At 61.8% G+C, this 18,324-nt stretch carries 14 protein-coding genes; 11 read left to right on the plus strand and 3 right to left on the minus strand.

Annotated elements, in window-relative coordinates; all coding sequences use genetic code 11:
* Positions 1–150: 150 nt before the first annotated feature.
* Positions 151–1,521, plus strand: a complete 1,371-nt coding sequence (gene phaZ, locus F3J17_RS03055; RefSeq protein WP_167053630.1) for a polyhydroxyalkanoate depolymerase — start codon at positions 151–153, stop codon at positions 1,519–1,521.
* A 115-nt stretch (positions 1,522–1,636) separates the two neighbouring features.
* Complete coding sequence (locus F3J17_RS03060; RefSeq protein WP_167053632.1) at positions 1,637–2,752, plus strand: sensor domain-containing diguanylate cyclase; 1,116 nt, start codon at positions 1,637–1,639, stop codon at positions 2,750–2,752.
* A gap of 14 nt (positions 2,753–2,766) precedes the next feature.
* Here F3J17_RS03060 and F3J17_RS03065 read toward each other — a convergent pair whose 3' ends face one another.
* Positions 2,767–3,528, minus strand: coding sequence for a YkgJ family cysteine cluster protein (locus tag F3J17_RS03065; RefSeq protein WP_167053634.1), 762 nt, complete (start codon positions 3,526–3,528; stop codon positions 2,767–2,769).
* 457 nt (positions 3,529–3,985) lie between these two features.
* On the opposite strand from F3J17_RS03065, the gene F3J17_RS03070 reads away from it, so the two are divergent.
* The 9 genes from F3J17_RS03070 to F3J17_RS03110 all read left to right on the plus strand — a co-directional run bounded on the left by F3J17_RS03070 (position 3,986) and on the right by F3J17_RS03110 (position 14,952).
* Positions 3,986–5,782 (plus strand): methyl-accepting chemotaxis protein, encoded by a 1,797-nt coding sequence (locus F3J17_RS03070; protein WP_167053636.1) that lies wholly within the window; start codon positions 3,986–3,988, stop codon positions 5,780–5,782.
* A 117-nt stretch (positions 5,783–5,899) separates the two neighbouring features.
* Positions 5,900–6,616 (plus strand): gluconate 2-dehydrogenase subunit 3 family protein, encoded by a 717-nt coding sequence (locus F3J17_RS03075; protein ID WP_167053638.1) that lies wholly within the window; start codon positions 5,900–5,902, stop codon positions 6,614–6,616.
* A gap of 43 nt (positions 6,617–6,659) precedes the next feature.
* Positions 6,660–8,429 carry a GMC family oxidoreductase gene (locus tag F3J17_RS03080; protein ID WP_167053640.1) on the plus strand — a complete coding sequence of 590 codons (1,770 nt, stop codon included), beginning with the start codon at positions 6,660–6,662 and terminating at the stop codon, positions 8,427–8,429.
* Positions 8,426–9,721, plus strand: coding sequence for a cytochrome c (locus F3J17_RS03085; protein WP_240160736.1), 1,296 nt, complete (start codon positions 8,426–8,428; stop codon positions 9,719–9,721). Before F3J17_RS03080 ends, F3J17_RS03085 begins: the two co-directional genes overlap by 4 nt.
* A gap of 414 nt (positions 9,722–10,135) precedes the next feature.
* A complete protein-coding gene (locus F3J17_RS03090) occupies positions 10,136–10,399 on the plus strand; it encodes a helix-turn-helix domain-containing protein (protein ID WP_240160737.1) in 264 nt (87 codons plus the stop codon).
* 2 nt (positions 10,400–10,401) lie between these two features.
* Positions 10,402–11,238 (plus strand): helix-turn-helix domain-containing protein, encoded by an 837-nt coding sequence (locus F3J17_RS03095; RefSeq protein ID WP_167053644.1) that lies wholly within the window; start codon positions 10,402–10,404, stop codon positions 11,236–11,238.
* 122 nt (positions 11,239–11,360) lie between these two features.
* Positions 11,361–11,795 (plus strand): phosphate-starvation-inducible PsiE family protein, encoded by a 435-nt coding sequence (locus F3J17_RS03100; protein ID WP_027816232.1) that lies wholly within the window; start codon positions 11,361–11,363, stop codon positions 11,793–11,795.
* Positions 11,796–12,146: 351 nt separating this feature from the next.
* Complete coding sequence (locus tag F3J17_RS03105) at positions 12,147–13,097, plus strand: choline ABC transporter substrate-binding protein (protein WP_167053646.1); 951 nt, start codon at positions 12,147–12,149, stop codon at positions 13,095–13,097.
* Between the two features lie 208 nt (positions 13,098–13,305).
* A complete protein-coding gene (locus F3J17_RS03110; protein WP_167053648.1) occupies positions 13,306–14,952 on the plus strand; it encodes an APC family permease in 1,647 nt (548 codons plus the stop codon).
* Positions 14,953–15,102: 150 nt separating this feature from the next.
* Here F3J17_RS03110 and betA read toward each other — a convergent pair whose 3' ends face one another.
* Positions 15,103–16,824, minus strand: a complete 1,722-nt coding sequence (gene betA / locus F3J17_RS03115; RefSeq protein ID WP_167053650.1) for a choline dehydrogenase — start codon at positions 16,822–16,824, stop codon at positions 15,103–15,105.
* A 25-nt stretch (positions 16,825–16,849) separates the two neighbouring features.
* Positions 16,850–18,319, minus strand: coding sequence for a betaine-aldehyde dehydrogenase (betB, locus tag F3J17_RS03120; RefSeq protein WP_167053652.1), 1,470 nt, complete (start codon positions 18,317–18,319; stop codon positions 16,850–16,852).
* Between the last annotated feature and the right edge of the window lie 5 nt (positions 18,320–18,324).

Below are 18,324 nucleotides of genomic sequence, written 5' to 3' on the forward strand. Positions count from 1 at the left end.
CACTAGCTTGAAGCATGCAGACTCGACCGAGTGCATGCGCTACCGCGCATGATTGTGCGTGCAAATGCGGGTGCAAGGCCCGTGCCAATGGGCGCCGCGTTGGCATAGCTATTGCCTGCCATACAGTGACTTTTCCTGCATGGGCGCGCTATGAATCTGCTGGCTTATCCTGCGTATCAGGCGTTCGCGGATCTCACGCTGCCGTGGCGCGCCGCTGCGTCGCTTACGCGCGCTTCTTTGGCTGCGTGGCCCGACGTGTGGCCGACAATCGTGACGCGCGAGATCGACGCCTGGTGCGAATTGATCGAACTGGCCGGACTCACGCACGCACGGCCGCCTTTCGGCATCGATTCGGTGTTGGTGGAGGGCGAGCGCGTGACGGTGACGGAAGAAGTGGTCAAGCGCACACCGTTTGCGACGCTGCTGCGCTTTCGCAAGGAACGGCAGGACGCGGGCGCGCCGCAACCGCGCGTGCTGCTGGTCGCGCCAATGTCGGGGCACTTTGCCACGCTGCTGCGCGGCACCGTGCGCACCATGCTGGCCGATCATGATGTCTATATCACCGACTGGCACAATCCGCGCGACGTGCCGCTGGCGGCAGGACGGTTTGGTTTCGACGAATACGTTGAGCACGTGATGGCTTTCATTCGCCGCATTGGCCCCGATGCGCATCTGGTGGCGATCTGCCAGCCCACCGTGGCTGCGCTCGCAGCGGTCGCGCTGATGGCCGCCGATAACGATCCCGCACAGCCCGCAAGCATGACGCTGATGGCGGGCCCGATCGATTGCCGCGTGAATCCTACTGCGGTCAACGATCTCGCCAATAGCAAGCCAATCGAATGGTTCGAGCGCAATCTGATCGGCGCGGTGCCGGGTGGCTTTGCGGGCGCGCGTCGGCATGTTTATCCCGGCTTCGTGCAACTGGGCGCGTTCATGTCGATGAATCTCGAACGGCATCTCGCCTCGTTTGCCGAAATGCGGCGCGAACGCGCCCTGGGCGACGCCGCGAAAGCGCAGGCGATCCGCGTGTTTTACGACGAATACTTTGCGACCAGCGATCTCACGGCGGAGTTTTATCTGGAGACGGTGCGCACCGTGTTTCAGGAATACGCGCTGCCGCTTGGCAAGCTCAAGGTTGGCGAACGTCTGGTTGAGCCACATGCGATCCGCCGCACGGCGCTATTGACCGTGGAGGGCGAAAAGGACGATATCTGCGCGGTGGGACAGACCGTGGCCGCGCAGGAATTGTGTTCGGGGCTGCGGCCTTACATGAAAACCCATCATGTGCAAACGGGTGCGGGCCATTACGGTGTTTTCAACGGGCGGCGCTGGGATACGCAGATTTATCCGCTGGTACGCTCGACAATTCATGCGCACGAGCCGCGCGCGCGGCGCATCGGCGCAGCCTCCTCGACTTCCGGGGCGCTGGAAACCAGCCAGGTGACCTTGCGTGGATTGCTCGACGCCGAAGCGCATACGGCGGCCGCCATTGCCAGGGCCGCTGAAGTCCAGCCGAAATAACGCCATCGGCGTACTGCGCGTTTTCGAAGTCGCCAATGACTCATTGCGCAAAACCGCACTAAAGCCGCATGGCGGAATTGCCGATAAGCACGGGATATCCACACCCGGTGTTCCTGTGACCGAATCCACCCCTATCGGCGAGCGTCTGCGTTCGCTCGTGAACACCGTCCAGCGCAACGAGCGCGCGCTCCAGCGCTTTCAGCAGATCGAACTGCGCCTGATCGAGGCCGAGGATTTCGCGGCGTTTCTCGACATCCTGACGGGCGAACTCGTGCAGGTGTTCGATCTGTGCGCGGCGACGCTCTGGCTCGACGATGGCGCGCGCCTGGCCGCCGAGCTGCACGCGGCAGTCGCGCAGTCCGCTCCGGCGAATGGACGCCTGCGTTGGGGGCGCACCGTGGGGCTCGATTTGTCCGAGGCCGCGCCGCAACTTGGGTCGGTGGCGCTGTTCAGTGAACAAGCGCGTGCGGCACTGCTCGGCGCGACGCCGGACAGTGCAAGCGCCGCGATCCTGCCGTTGCGTCATCGCTCGGGGCTGCTCGGCTATTTGAGCCTCGTGAGCGAGAGCAGCGAGCGCTTTGCCGAAGGCATGGCGACGGACCTGTTGGCGCGTTTCGCGGGTTTCGTCAGCGCGGGGCTGGTGAACGTGGCGCAACGTGAGCAATTGAAGCATCTGGGCATGACCGATTCGCTCACAGGCTTGCCCAATCGCCGATATTTCGAAATGCGGCTCGAAGAGGAATTGCAGCGCGCCGCGCGTCACGCGGTTTCGGTCGCGTGTCTCTTCATGGACCTCGACCACTTCAAGCAGGTGAACGACACGCATGGCCACGCGGTGGGCGACCGCGCGCTGGCGGCCGTGGGTGCGTGCATCCGCTCGGCGGTGCGGCTGGGGGAAACGGTGGCACGTTTCGGCGGCGAAGAATTCGTGGCCGTGCTGCAGGGCGATCGCGCCAATGCGAACGTGGTGGCGGAACGCGTACGCCGCGCCGTGGAGGCGCTCGTCGTGCGCGACAACGAGGGCGGCGAAGTGCCGGTCACGTTGTCGATCGGCGTGGCCGTGACGCCAGGCACGACGGCGGATAAAGGCGCAGCGGCGCGCGCACTGATCGAGGCGGCGGATGGCGCGCTTTATTGTGCGAAACGCGCGGGTCGCAACCGGATCGTGTTCGCGGAGCAGGATGAAGCCGTTGCGGTTGCGTCGTCCGATGAGACACCGCCGCGGACGTAATTTAAAGCCCGCGTTTAAAGCGCGATGTATTGGCAGCCTTGCTGGCTTGCCTCGACCTCCATTACACCGAGTGCGCCCACCTGAATCAGCGTATCCACGGTCGCGCGCCGGTTCGAAACGAACGTCCAATCCCGCTCAGTCGCGCGAGGCGCGTTCGCATCATTCTGCACTTCGATCAGCGCTTCGAGCAGATGCTCACGTTCTGGCGTCACGATCACAAAACCTTCGTTCGTCACCGAAGCCTTGTCGAGCCCCAGACGCTCGCACAACGCCCGCTTCATCTCGACCGACCCTTCATCGGCGCGGCGGCTCGCGTCGATCGCATCGCGCGTGACCGCATCGACCAGCACGCCATCGATGGCAAACGGTGTGGGCGCTTGCCACGCTTCTTGCGGGCAGAGCTTGAATTCCGGCTTTAACGTGAAGAACGGATTGATTTCCGCGGGATAGACACGGCAAACCAGCGGACGCTCTTCGTAAATGCCGCAGCGCAGGTCCGCGCCGAGATTCGGGCACGGCCCGGAGAAAGTCGCGGCCAGCGTGATGCCCACGCGAATCGGCAATTCACCGCTGCTCGCAGCGAACGTGCGTTTGCGTTTATAGGCCGCATAGGCATTGTCGGCATCAGGCTCGACCGGCCACGGCAGGGCTTCGCACAGCACATCCACCTGCCCGCCGCGCCCGATCCAGCGTACGGCTTCGGGAAAGGCGAGCGGCAGGCGCAAGTCGGTGCAGCATTTGCCACAACCGGTGCAACTGAAATAGGTACTGTCCAACTGCGGGGATCCTTGTATTCGCGCGCCAACACGCCGCGTCAGACTAAACAATAGCGCGGTTACGGGAAAGGCGATGTAAGGATCTGCGGGGAGCTTTTGGGCCAGTTTGGCGATTTCGCATTACAACTTTGTCAGCTTTCTTGCGATTGCGCCGCGCGCGTCTATATCTGTCACATTGATTCAATAAACGCACGTTCGTGCGCGTTATTTCGCCGTTAAGCGCAAGTCATCGAATTTTTAACTAAAGTTTTACTTTCAAGTGCCGATACTCCGGCTGTCACGGTGACGAGCGAATATAAACGTCGCACCGTGATGGTCGATTGCGCGCGCAACCAATAAAGCACACGGGTTTCAGAAAACCGGCCGCGCATCGATCGAAAAAAGAACGACTACGCCTGGTCCAGGTGGCGACAGCAAATGGAAGAGACAATTTTTTAATTCTAAGGGTTTGTCTCTTATGCAACTTTCGCGACTTAGAGTGGGGACGCGTCTCACTGTGGGTTTCGGCGCGCTGCTCGTGCTGTTCGCCGTTGTCGTCGGATCTGCGCTGTTCGTCCTGCATTCGCTAAATACGGTCATCTATTCGGGCCTCGATATCGGCACCGCCCAGATCGGTTTGCTTGGCCGCGCGCTGGGCAAGGCGCAAGGTGCGTCGCTCGCGATGCAGCGTCTGATCGTTGCGCACGATCCGGCCGATATGCAGGTGCAAAAGCGCAACGTCGAAGAAAAGCTGGGCGACTATCACGAAGCCATGACGCGCATGCAGAACCTGTTTGCGCAGAGCGACACCACGGACGCCAAGGAGCGCGATTACATCGCGCAGATCGTCCAGTTGGGCGAAGTTGCAGAGCCGCTCGTCAAGAAGAATGCCGAACTGGGCATGCAGGGCGACCCGGGCGCGCCGGACATGCTCTCGAAGCAGACCGGTCCAGCGCTGACCACATGGACCGATGTGCTCGGCAAATTCCGCGATTACGAAGTGAGCCGTGCGTCCGATGCCGCCGCCAATGCCGATGCAATGTACAGCACGGGCCGCAATGGTCTGATTGGCGCGTCGCTGCTAGGGCTGATTATCTCCGTGGGTTTTGCCGTGCTGATCACGCGCAGCATTCTCAGCCAGCTTGGCGCCGAACCGGATTATGCGCAGGAAATCGCGCGTCATATCGCTGAAGGCCGTCTGGATATGCCCATCGATATCGACGCCCGCGACCGCACCAGTTTGCTGCACTCGCTGCGCCAGATGCGCGATCAACTCGGGGACACCGTACGTGGCATTCGCGATGCGACGGAAAGCGTGCGCACCGCGTCCGTCGAAATTGCCGCTGGCAATACCGATCTCTCCGCACGCACCGAGCAGCAGGCGGCATCGCTGGAAGAAACCGCGTCAAGCATGACGCAGATTACGACGGTCGTACGCCAGAGTGCGGAAAACGCGCGCGAAGCTGCGGGCCTCACGACCACGGCAATCGAAGTGGTCGATGCGGGCGCAACGACCGTCGAAGGCATGGTGAGCACCATGTCGCATATCAGCGAGAACTCCAGCAAGGTTTCGGATATCACGACGCTGATCGAAGGCATCGCGTTCCAGACCAATATTCTTGCGCTCAATGCTGCGGTGGAAGCCGCACGAGCAGGCGAGCAGGGGCGCGGCTTCGCCGTAGTGGCCAGCGAAGTGCGCAGCCTCGCGCAGCGCTCGGCAGCGGCGGCCAAGGAGATCAAGGATGTGATTGGCGCGTCGGCCACGACGATTGAAGGCGGCGCGCGACTGGCTTCCGAAGTGAGCGCAGCAATGGCGCAGATCAAGCAGTCGATCCGTCACGTCTCCGATATCGTCAGCGAAATCTCTGCGGCAGCAGAAGAGCAGAGCACGGGTATCGCAGAAGTGAATCAGGCGGTTGGCCAGATGGACATGGTCACGCAGCAAAACGCGGCGCTGGTGGAAGAAGCGGCGGCGGCTTCCAAGTCGCTGGAAGATCAGGCCGAGCGTTTGCGTACGGCGGTGTCCGTGTTCCGTCTCTCGGCTCATACGCGCGAAATGGCTGCTCCGGTTGCTTCGGTTGCGCCGAAGACCGTGGTTGCTCAAAGTGCCGTTGCCCGCCGTGCACCCGTCATGCGTGAGCCTAAAGCGCCTGCTCCGCACGCGCAGAAAGTTGCGCGCACATCGAAAGCACCGCAGGCAGCCATGCCCGTTGCACCGGTGCGTGAAACTGCCGCCACGGCGCTCGATCCCAATCAGGATTGGGAAACCTTTTAAAGCTGCATGCGCGGGGTTTAAACACCCTGCGCGGATGTGGCCATTTCTACTCGAAGCGCCGTCGCAGCATGACGTGCGCTTACCGGTTTGATTCATAAAAAACGGAGCGGCTTCACGATGTCGTCCCCCCAATTCTCACGACGAAAGTTTCTTGTTTCTTCGCTGCTCGCGTTGCCTGCGCTGGGCATCGCGGTCCACGGCATGAGCGCTGCACAGGTCGCGGAAATCGCCGCGCCTGATCTGGCCGCCTATCACCCGGTGTTCTTTTCCGCCGACGAGTGGCGCTTCCTGCTGGCCGCATGCGACCGCCTGATTCCCGCCGATGGTCGCGGTCCTAGCGCACTCGAAACCAATGTGCCGATCTTTATCGACCAGCAATTGCACGGCGAATTCGGCCACGAGATCTATTTGCAAGGACCGTTTGATGTAAAGGCGCCGCCCACGCTCGGCTATCAATTGCCTTATACGCCGCAGGAGATTTACCAGCGCGGCATCAAGATCGTCGATAGCTGGTGCCAGCAGCAGCATCAGAAGCGCTTTAGCGAACTCGACGCCGCGCAGCAGGATGGCGCGCTCAAGGCCTTGCAAGGCAACGAAATCGATTTCGCGCAATTTGGCGAAGCGGCGCTCAAAGGCAGCCAGTTGTTTGGCGAAATGCTTTCGGATTCGAAGAACGGCTATTTGTCCGATCCCATTTACGGCGGCAATAAAGGCATGAAAGCGTGGATCGCCATCGGCTTTCCAGGGGCGCGTGCGAGCTTTCTCGAATGGGTGACGCAGCACAACGTGAAATATCCGCTTGGCCCGGTGAGCCTCACCGGCATGCGCGCTTGATGCGCCGGCTAACGACCAAGACAGCATAGATCCAGGGAATATCGTGGCAAATATCACCAATGACGCGGTGGACGTCGTCGTCGTAGGACTCGGCTGGGCCGGCTCGCTCATGAGCATGGAACTCGCCCAGGCCGGTCTCAAAGTGCGCGCGATCGAGCGTGGCGAAGACCGCAGCAATAGCGACTTCGCCTATCCGAAGCCTGCTGATCAATACGCTTACGCGGTGCGCAACAAGGTCATGGTCACGCCGCGCGACGGCGCGCTGACCGTGCGTCACTCGGCCAGCGACACCGCGCTGCCGACGCGCAAGTGGGGCGCCTTTGTGCCCGGCACGGGCGTAGGCGGCTCCGGCCTGCACTGGACCGGCGTGCTGATCCGCCCAACGCCGACCGACCTCAAGCTCAAGACTTACGCCGATCAGGCCTATAAAAAAGGCCAACTCGAAGAAGGCATGCAGGTGCAGGACTTCCCGTTCACATGGGACGAGATCGAGCCGTATTACGACTTCTTCGACAAGGTCTGCGGTCTTTCGGCGAATACCGGCAACCTGCGCGGCAAGATCATGGAAGGCGGCGATCCTTTCGAAGGGCCGCGCTCGAATCCCGCGCCGTTGCCCGCGCTCGAAGACACGCTCAATACCTCCATGTTCGCGGACGCCGCGCGCAAGCTGGGCTATCACCCGTTTCCGAATCCTTCGGCGAATGTATCGCGTGCGTGGACCAACCCGTACGGCTGCCAGATCGCGCCCTGCAATTACTGCGGCTTTTGCAGCAAGTACCCGTGCCTGAACTTTTCGAAGGCATCGCCGCAGACGGCCGTGCTCGACGCGCTCAAGCGCATGGACAACTTCTCGTACCGTACCAACGCCAACGTGTTGCGAGTGGATATGCACGAAGACGGCAAGACGGCCAAAGGCGTGACCTACGCCGACGAGCACGGCAACGAAGTATTCCAGCCTGCGAAAATCGTCGTGCTGGCGGCGTTCCAGTTCGTCAATGTGCGGCTGATGCTGCTCTCGGGCATCGGCAAGCCTTATGACCCGGTCAGCGGCAAGGGCGTGATCGGTCGTAACTACGCATTCCTGAGCAATGGCGGCGCGACGCTGTTCTTCAAGGACAAGAACTTCAATCCGTTCGCCACCGCAGGCGCAACGGGCCAGATGTTCAACGATGTGTCGCCTGGTAATTTCGATGGGCCGTCGCTGGGCATTCTCGGCGGCGCGAAGATCCATAGCTCGCAGTCCTCGGGCGCACCCATCGGCACGGCGCTGCCGAAGGGCACACCGGCCTGGGGCAAGGGCTGGAAGGAGGGCATGCAGGACTGGTACGGCCATTCGATGAAGATCAGCATCACGACGAGCTGCATGTCGTATCGCGATCACTACGTCGACCTCGATCCCAATTACAAGGACCCGTGGGGCCAGCCGCTGCTGCGCATTACGTTCGACTGGAAGCAGAACGAGCTGAAACTTCAGCAGTATCTGCGCAAGATCGTGCTGGACGTGACGAAGGAACTCAATCCGGATAGCTATAGCGAGAGCTTCCTGTCGCTCGACTCGCACTGGGACATCACCAAATACGTGTCTACGCACAACGTGGGCGGCGCGGTGATGGGCGATTCGCCTGAGACCAGCGCATTGAACCGCTATTTGCAGAGTTGGGATGTGCACAACGTGTTCGTGCCCGGCGGCAATGCGTTCCCGCAGAACTTCCAGGCGAATCCCACTGCCACGATTGGCGCGATCACGCTGTTCGCCGCGCGCGCGATCAAGGAGCAGTACCTCAAGAACCCCGGCCCGCTCGTGCAAGCATGACCATGACACTATTCAAGACTTTGACGGCTGCAATCATGACGGTTGCGGTGGGGCTGAGCATAAGCGCAGCGCAGGCTCAGCAACAGGCTCAAGGGCAAACCCAGGACCCCAATCAGGACGCGTTGATCCATCAAGGCGCGTATCTCGCACGCGCAGGCGACTGCATGGCCTGCCATAGTGCGAGCGGCAGAAAACCCTACGCCGGAGGCCTCGCAATCGAAAGCGGCCTGGGTACGATCTACTCGACCAACATCACGCCGAGTACGCGCGACGGCATCGGTCATTACACGGAAGCGCAATTCTCGAATGCGTTGCGCAAGGGCATCCGTGCAGACGGCACGCATCTCTATCCGGCGATGCCCTATCCGTCGTACGCAAAACTGACCGATGCCGATGTACACGCGCTTTACGTGTATTTCATGAAGGGCGTCGCACCGGTCGACGATCCCGCACCGGCCACGAAGCTGAGCTTCCCGTTCAACCAGCGCTGGGGCATGGCGCTGTGGAACTGGGCGTTTTCATCGGATAAGCCTTTTATCGCGCCGGCAAACGCGAACGCCGAAGTGCAGCGCGGCGCGTATCTGGTCGAAGGGTTGGGCCATTGCGGCAGTTGCCATACGCCGCGCGGCGTGGCGATGAACGAAAAGGCTTTCGACGGCAGCGACGCGCGGTATCTCTCGGGCGGCAGTCTCAATGGCTGGAGCGTGCCGCCGTTGCGCGGCATCGCGAAGTGGTCGCGCGCGGATATCGTTGATTATCTGCAGATGGGGCGTAACAGCAAGGCGTCGGTCGCGGGTGAGATGACTTCGGTGGTCTATAACGGCACCTCGCATTTGAGCGATGCCGATTTGAATGCGATTGCGGCCTATCTGCAAAGCCTTGGCGGCGATGCGGCACTGGCGGCGGTTCCAGCGGCGTCGAGCGATACGGCGGCGCATCTCACGGCGGCGAAAAACCTCACGCTCGGCGAGCGTCTTTATCTCGACAATTGCAGCGCGTGTCACTTCGTGAATGGCGGCGGCGCGCCGCGCGTGTTCCCGCGCCTGGACGGTGCGAGCGTGGTCAATGCGTCGAGTCCCGATGCGCTGCTGCATATCATCCTTGCGGGCGCGAAAACGCCTTCTACGGAGAAGGCGCCTTCGGTGCTGCCGATGCCCGGCTTTGCGGCGCGTCTGAACGATGACGAAGTGGCTGCGCTGGCAACCTTCGTGCGCGGCGGCTGGACGAATCGCGCGGCGGCGGTGGATGCGGGCGATGTGCGCAAGGTGAGGGCGACGCTGGCAGGGAAGTAATGCCGTAGCTGAAATTAACCTGCAAGCGCGAGGCCGGTGATTTAAAGGACGATCGTTCTTTGAACCACCGGCCGTTTTCATTGAAACCGGGCCAGCAGCACAGGCATGCATAGCGCTACTAAGGACAGCCACAAAAACTTCACACAGCCCACCTTAAAGCACTCCCAGGCGCTCGCGCGATCGTAGTAGGATTTCAAAAGGTAAGGTGTCTGGCGCTTAAGCGGCTTAACCCGCTTAACTCGCTTAACCCCCATAAGCCACGCACCATCGCTTCGAGTCGCTCAGACGGAGACGCCCATGGCTCCCGACAGGCTCCAATCGCCGACGCCTCGCGCAAGGCGTCACGACAGCACGCAAAGCGCAAACGATATTCGGGCCGCCACGCCCCAGGGAAAACGCGCAGAGAGCGACCCCATGGTTGCACCGCTCGCGCGTGGGCTGGCCATTCTCTGTGCATTCGGGCGGGGGCGCGCCTGGCTCGGCAATCTCGACATCGCGCAGGAAACGGGCATCCCCGCGCCTACGGTTTCGCGTCTGCTCCATTCATTGCTCGTGCTGGGCTACGTGCAGCAGGACGAGACCACGCGCCTGTATGCGCTTGCGCCAGCCGCGCTCGCACTCGGTTACGCCGCCGTTGCCGCTCCGCCGCAGCGTTCGCCCGACGCTCCCCAGGAGTGACCATGTCGCATGACGCGCCCGTCACTTTGACACTCGATCGCGGCCTGCAAGTGCTGCGGGCCTTCCGCGCCAACAGCGCGCCACTCACCGATAGCGAACTGGCGCAGCGTACGGGATTGCCACGCACGGCCGTGGTGCGGCTGGCAGCGACGCTGCTCCATCTTGGCTATCTGCGCCACGCGGCGGGCGGCACGCAATTCGAACTGGCCTCGGGCGTGGCAGGCATCGGTCAGGCGTGGCTCGACGCGGATCCGATTGCGCGCGCCGCCACGCCGGTCATTCAGGCGCTGGCCGACAAATTGGGCATGGCGGTCGCGCTTGCCGTACCGGACCAGCTCGATATGCTCACGATCGCGTATGGCGCGCCGGAATCGGTGAAATCGGTGGAATCGGTGGATTCAATGCGAGCGGCGGCGTGCGTCGAATCGCCGCGCATGGGCGTAGGCAGCCTCGCGTCTATGGCGCGCACCGCTATAGGGCACGCGTGGCTGTGGGGCCTGCCCGAATACGAGCGCCGACGCTATTTCCTGCGCCTCCTGGAGGTGGCCAATACGCAAGCCGCATCGCTAAGGAAAGCTATTGAATTATCTTTCGAGGCATTGCGCGAATGGGGTGGGTGCGCCGTGCAGGAGACATTCGAGCACGTCGTATACGGCTCAATCGCGCTGCCACTGCGCGCCGGGCAATGGCGCATGCCGATGGCGCTTGGCGTGACCACCACCGATTTTTCGTCCGATCTCGCGAACTTACGTACCGGTGTATTACCCGATCTGAGCCAGGCGGCGCGCGAACTCACCGTGTTGCTCGCCGATATTCGCGTGGGGCCACCGGGGCATTGAAGCGTTTCCGATGTCGTCGTTAGCTTACAACACGATTTCATTCATATTTTCTTGCGTTCATATTCTCGCGATACGATTGCCCGTTCCGTTTGACTGGATTGATTCGAAGGAACTCAGGGCATATGAAATACGAACACGCGTTGCAAAAAGCGATCAAGGGGCGGCTTGAGCGCGCGATGGAAATGGCGGAACTGTTTGGCCTTTTCATCATCGGTATCGGCACGGTTGCCGCGATGGTGCATCTGATCTGGCGCATGGTGAATTCGGATGGCGTTTCGCTGACCGATCTGCTGCTGATGTTCCTCTACCTCGAAGTGTTCGCGATGGTCGGCCAGTATCTCAAGGCGGGTCAACTGCCCGTGCGCTTTCCGCTCTACATTGCGATGGTGTCGATCGCGCGGGATCTGATCCTGCGCGCGGGCATGAATACCGAACTGCATCTGCTCGCGTCGGCGGGCGCCATCGTGCTGATCGCGCTGGGTGTACTGATGATCCGTTATGGCCAGTACAAATACCCCAGTGATACGGTCGAACAGAAGACCGAAGAAACCAAGTAATTCCGCATGAATGAAAGCGGCGCGATTTCAAGCCGCTGGATTTAAAGTCGTTTCTCTCTCCGCTTAAAAAGCCGCGTGCGCCTCGCACGCGGCTTCCCGACTCTCTTCAAATTCTCTGCAAAAGCGTCAGGTTTTCGTAACCCCGACGCAGGCTTTCGGCGCTTGCGTGCTGCCTGAAAGCCGCCTTTTTCTCCCTTGTCGTTTCCGCGCAAGTCGTCGTCGCGTTTGCTACGTTCGCGCGCATTTTGCCGCGCGAGGATTGAGCATCGGACGGCCTCGCTTGCCGCATGGCCCGCAGCGCCGCTCCGCCACACGTTAGCGATCGATACGACGACTACCAAGGAGAATGAGATGGCCCGATTCAGGACAGTCCCGGTTTGCGCCGCCGCACTAATGGTGTTCGCGTGCTCCAGCGCCTTCGCCGCCGACCCGGCCGCGTGCAAGAGCGTGCGCTTCGCCGATGTCGGCTGGACCGATATCGCCGCGACTACAGGGCTTGCCTCGACCATTCTCGCGGGCCTGGGCTACGCGCCCACGACGACGCTCGCGTCGGTGCCCATCACGTTTGCGGGCCTGAAGTCGAAGCAGATCGACGTGTTCCTCGGTTACTGGTCGCCCACCATGGACCCGATCATCGATCCGTTCGTGAAGGCCGGCACGATCAAGGTGCTCAATACGCCCAATCTCACGGGCGCGAAATACACGCTGGCCGTGCCCGATTATGTTTATCAGGGCGGTCTGCATTCGTTCCAGGACATCGCCAAATATGCGGACAAACTGCAAGGCCGCATCTACGGCATCGAGCCGGGCAACGACGGCAATGCACTGATCCAGAAGATGATCAGCGCCAATCAGTTCGATCTGGGCAAGTTCAAGCTGGTGGAATCGAGCGAGGCGGGCATGCTGGTGCAGGTCAATCGCGCGATCCGCGACAAGCAGTGGATTGTGTTCCTTGGTTGGGAACCGCATCCGATGAACGTGCAGATGAAGATCGATTACCTCACCGGCGGCGATGCGGTCTTCGGCCCCAACTATGGTGAAGCGCGCGTGCTGACCGCCGTGCCGCCCGACTATAGCGCGCGTTGCCCGAACGTCGCGAAGTTCGTTTCCAACCTGCAATTCACGACCTCGATCGAAAACCATCTGATGGTGCCGATCATGAACAAGGAAGACCCGGAGAAAGCCGCCGCCGCGTGGCTCAAGGGCAATCCGCAGATGCTGGACAAATGGCTCGCGGGTGTGACGACGCTTGACGGCAAGCCCGGTCTGCCAGCCGTGCGTGCTTATGTGGGCGCGCAGTGACGTAGTGAAAGAGGTAGCGAATACAAGCAGTCGAGCAGGGCCGCAGGCATGGAGTGTGCGCACTCTGGCCATTTTGTCTGCGGATTTCCGGTGACGGTTATGTGCGCGTAGTGAGCCAGGCAGCGCGCTACGCGGCACCGGAAATCAGAGCAGGCACCGATAGGCCCGGTAATTTTGTTCGATTAGCGTTGAACAAAGGAGGAGATAGATGGAGCAAGCAGGAATCAGCACAGGCAGCGCGGAACAAGGCCGCGCAAGCGAGAGCCAGGGCTCGGGACTGCGGCGCGGTCTCACCTGGAAAGACGCATTCTGGGTAACGAGCGGCGTGCCTGCGGGCGTGCTGTTCACACTGGGCGGCGTGTGCGCCACCATCGGTCAGCCCGCATGGGCGATCTGGATCGCATCAATCACGATGGGCCTGATCCAGAGTGCAACCTATGCAGAAATTTCGGGCCTTTTTCCCCACAAGTCGGGCGGTGCATCGGTTTATGGCGCGATTGGCTGGGTGCGCTACAGCAAACTGGTCGCGCCCGTTTCCGTATGGTGCAACTGGCTCGCGTGGTCGCCCATGCTTGCGCTGGGTTGCGGACTGGCCGCGAATTACGCGCTCGCCACGCTGTTCCCACCCGAAGCGGCCGTGCGTCAATGGCACTGGACCATTGCGAATCTGGGCTTTATCCAGCACGGTCTCACGTTGCGCATTAACGCTACGTTTCTGATTGCGGCGGCGTTTCTGCTCATCACCTTCCGTTTGCAACATAGCGGCGCATCGAAGGCAGCGCGCACGCAGAAGATTCTGGGCATTGCATCGCTCACACCGCTCCTGATCGTCGGCATCGTGCCGTTCGTGACGGGCGACATCCCCAGCAAACATCTGTTCCCGCTGCTGCCGCTCGGTCATGACGCGCATGGCAATCTTACGGCATCGTTATTCGGTGCGTGGAACGGGCAGGGCGTGGTGATGGCGCTCGGCGCAATGTTCATGGCGGGCTGGGCATCGTACGGTTTCGAAACAGCGGTCTGCTACACGCGCGAATTCCGCGATCCGCGCCGCGATACGGCGCGCGCGATCTTCTGGTCGGGCGCGCTGTGCCTCGTCGTGATGACGCTCGTGCCGCTCGCGTTTCAAGGCGCGCTGGGCACCCAGGCGATGCTCGATCCGAGTATCGGCGATGGCACCGGCGTCGGCACGGCCATGGCTTCGATTGTTGGCGGCGGCGCGTGGGTCGGCAATGTGGTGGTCGTGATGCTGATGCTCTCGATCCTGCTGATCGTGATGACGTCGATGATGGGTTCGTCGCGCACGCTCTATCAGGCATCCGTCGATGGCTGGCTGCCGCGCTATCTTTCGCGCGTGAATGAGCACGGCGCGCCGACGGCGGCGATGTGGACCGACCTCGGCTTCAATCTGATTCTGCTGGCGATGTCCGATTACATGACGGTGCTGTCGATCTCGAACGTCTGCTACATGTTGTTCGTATTCCTGAATCTTCAGTCAGGCTGGATTCATCGCATGGACCGGCCCACGTGGCATCGGCCGTTCCGTTGCCCGGCGTGGCTGCTGGCTGCGGGGGCGGTATGCGGTTACGCGAACCTCGTGTTCGTGGGGGCGGGCGCGAATCTGCAAGGCGAAAACACCCTGCGCGATGGGCTCTTTGCGGTGCTGCTGATCGTGCCGGTATTCGCGTATCGCCATTACTGGCAGGATCGTGGCCGCTTTCCGGCTGGCAGCGCGCATGACATGGAACTGGAAGCGACTACACGGAGCGCGTGGAAGTCGCTGGCGCCTTATGGCGCGCTGGTGCTGGCGGCATTGACGGTGGCCGTTTCGCATTACTTCGCAGCGCGGGTTTAAAGGCGCTTTAAAGCACGCATTGGATGGCGGCGTGACGTGTGACTGGAAATCCAGTTGCGGGTCACGCCGCTTATGTTTTTCGAGGATGTGAAAAAGCCCCGAATCCGCAAGCAGATTCGGGGCTTCGTACTTCGGCGATGCGTACTTCTGTTAGACCGTCACAGCCTGTCCGCTACGCTTCGTCGTGGGATTGGGCGCGACCACACCGCCACGCGCGGGCGCGCCATTCGCCACGTAATACGGGGTATTCACACGTTCGAGCGCTGCGCGCCCGCGAATGCGGTCGGCGATCTTCTCGGCCATCATGATGGTTGGCGCGTTGAGATTGCCCGTGGTAATCAGCGGCATGATCGACGCATCCACGACGCGCAGACCGTCGATGCCGTGCACGCGGCCTTCCGCATCCACCACGGCCATATTGTCGTAGCCCATTGGGCACGAACAGGACGGGTGGTAAGCCGTTTCCGCGCGATTGCGCACGAACGCATCGATCTGCGCGTCGGTTTGCATCTCCGCGCCAGGATTCAGCTCACGGCCACGGAAGCGATCGAGCGCGGGTTGCGCGATGATCTCGCGCGTGATGCGGATAGCGTCGCGGAACTCGCGCCAGTCGAGTGCCTCGGCCATATAGTTGAAGAGAATCGACGGATGCTGGCGCGGATCGCGCGAGCGCAGTTTCACGCGGCCACGGCTAGGCGAGCGCATCGATCCCACGTGCGCCTGAAAGCCATGCATCTCGATGGCGTTGCTGCCGTTGTAATTGATCGCAACCGGCAGAAAGTGATACTGGATATTGGGCCAGGGATCGTCATCGCGCGTGCGGATAAAGCCGCCTGCCTCGAAATGATTGCTCGCGCCGATGCCGGTGCCGCGCAGCATCCATTCAAGGCCAATCGCAGGTTGATTGCGCAGCTTCAGTGCAGGGTAAAGCGAGACCGGTTCCTTGCACTCGTATTGCATGTACATTTCCAGGTGATCCTGAAGATTGCGGCCCACGCCTGGCAAATCCAGCACAACGGGAATATCGAGTTCTTTCAGCCATTCGCCCGGGCCGACGCCTGAGCGTTGCAGAATCTGCGGCGAAGCAATCGCGCCGGCGCAAAGCAGCACTTCACGGCGCGCATGGCGCGTCACGCGCGCCGGGCCGTCCATGAAGACCACGCCGCGTGCGCGCTTGCCACTAAAAAGAATGCGGTCGGTGACGGCATGCGTCACGATGTCGAGATTGGGCCGATGACGCGCCTGGTCGAGATAGCCGCGAGCCGTGCTCGCGCGCCGCCCTTTGGCTGTGACGGTGCGATCCATCGGGCCGAAGCCTTCCTGACGGTAACCGTTGAGATCGTCCGTGCGCGGGTAGCCGGCCTGCACGCCAGCCTCGACCATCGCTTCGAACAGCGGGTTCACGCCGGGCTTGCTGGTTGTGACGTGCACGGGGCCATCACCGCCGTGATAGTCGTTCGCGCCGACATCACGCGTTTCCGCCTTGCGAAAATACGGCAGACAGTCCAGATAGCTCCAGTTTTCGAGGCCTTTTATCGCGCTCCAGCCATCGTAGTCAAGCGCATTGCCGCGGATGTAGCACATGCCGTTAATGAGCGATGATCCGCCTAGTCCCTTGCCGCGACCGCATTCCATGCGGCGATTGTCCATATGCGGTTCGGGATCGGTTTCGTAAGCCCAGTTGTAGCGGCGTCCCTGCAAGGGGTAGGCGAGCGCCGCCGGCATCTGCGTGCGAAAGTCGAAGCGATAGTCGGGGCCGCCGGCTTCCAGCAGCAGCACCGTGACGTCGCGATCTTCGGTGAGGCGCGTGGCGAGCACATTGCCCGCCGATCCCGCGCCGATGATGATGTAGTCGTACTCCTGCGCGGCCATCTGCGGTTCCTCCTCTGCGGCGCGTTTAGAAGACAGGCTGATACGGTCCCAGTTCAACCTGCACGGACTTGATGCGCGTGTAATGCTCCAGCGTCGTGAGGCCGTTTTCTCGGCCCACGCCCGACTGCTTGTAGCCACCCACGGGCATTTCGGCGGGCGACTCGCCCCAGGTATTGATCCAGCAGATACCGGCTTCAAGCCGATGAATCACGCGATGCGCGCGCGAAAGGCTTTCGGTGACGACGCCAGCGGCGAGACCATAGAGCGTATCGTTCGCGCGTTCGATTACTTCGGTTTCCTCATCGAAAACGAGGATGCTCATCACCGGGCCGAAAATCTCTTCGCGCACGATCTGCATATCGTCGCGGCAATCGGAGAATACCGTCGGCTGCACAAACTGACCGCGTGCGAACTCGTCATCGACAAGACGTGCGCCGCCCGCAAGCAGCCGCGCTCCTTCGCGCTTGCCGCTCTCGATATAGCCCAGCACCTTGTCGAGCTGCGCGGCGCTGGCGAGCGGGCCGAAGTTGGTGGCGGGGTCGTCTGGCTGGCCTACGCGAATGCGCGCGACGCGCTCGATCACGCGCGCTTCGAAAGCGTCGCGCACGGCACGATGCACGAACACGCGCGTGCCATTCGTGCACACCTGACCCGCGCTGAAGAAGTTGGCGGTCACGGCGATATCGGCGGCGCGGTCGAGATCGGCGTCTTCGAACACGATGAGCGGCGACTTGCCGCCCAGTTCCATCGTCACTTCCTTGAGCGACGATCCGCCCGCTGCGGCCATCACTTTCTTGCCCGTTTCCACACCGCCGGTAAAGGAAATTTTTTCGATGCCGGGATGCGTGCTGAGCAGCGCGCCCACGCGCGCATCGCCTTGCACGACGTTGAACACGCCAGGCGGCACACCCGCTTCGATATAGATCTGTGCAAGATGCGATGCGGAAAGCGGCGTGACCTCGCTGGGTTTGAAGATCATGGCGTTACCGGCTGCCAGCGCGGGCGCCGACTTCCAGCAGGCAATCTGCAAGGGGTAATTCCACGCGCCGATGCCCGCCGTCACGCCCAGCGGCTCGCGCCGCGTGTAGACGAAGGAGCTCTCGCGCAGCGGAATCTGCTGGCCTTCGAGTGCGGGCGCGAGGCCCGCGTAGTACTCGATCACGTCCGCACCCGTGACGATATCCACGCTGCGGGTTTCGGCGATTGGCTTGCCGGTGTCGAGCATTTCCAGTTCCGCGAGCTCGTCGTTGCGCTCGCGCAGCAGTTCCACCGCGCGGCGCAGGATGCGCGAGCGCTGCATCGCCGTCATGGCGGCCCACGCGCGCTGGCCGTTGCGCGCCGATTGCACCGCGCGGTCGATATCGGCGGCGCTGGCCTGTTGAACGGTCGCGAGCGTTTCGCCCGTGGCGGGATTGCGGGTTTCGAAGGTTTCGCCGCTGGTGGCGTCGGTATAGGCGCCGTCGATGAAGAGGCGTTCGATGTGGATCGAAGTCATGCGGT

It is taken from the genome of Burkholderia sp. Ax-1719, assembly GCF_011753055.1.
In the GTDB taxonomy this organism is placed as follows: Bacteria; Pseudomonadota; Gammaproteobacteria; order Burkholderiales; family Burkholderiaceae; genus Paraburkholderia.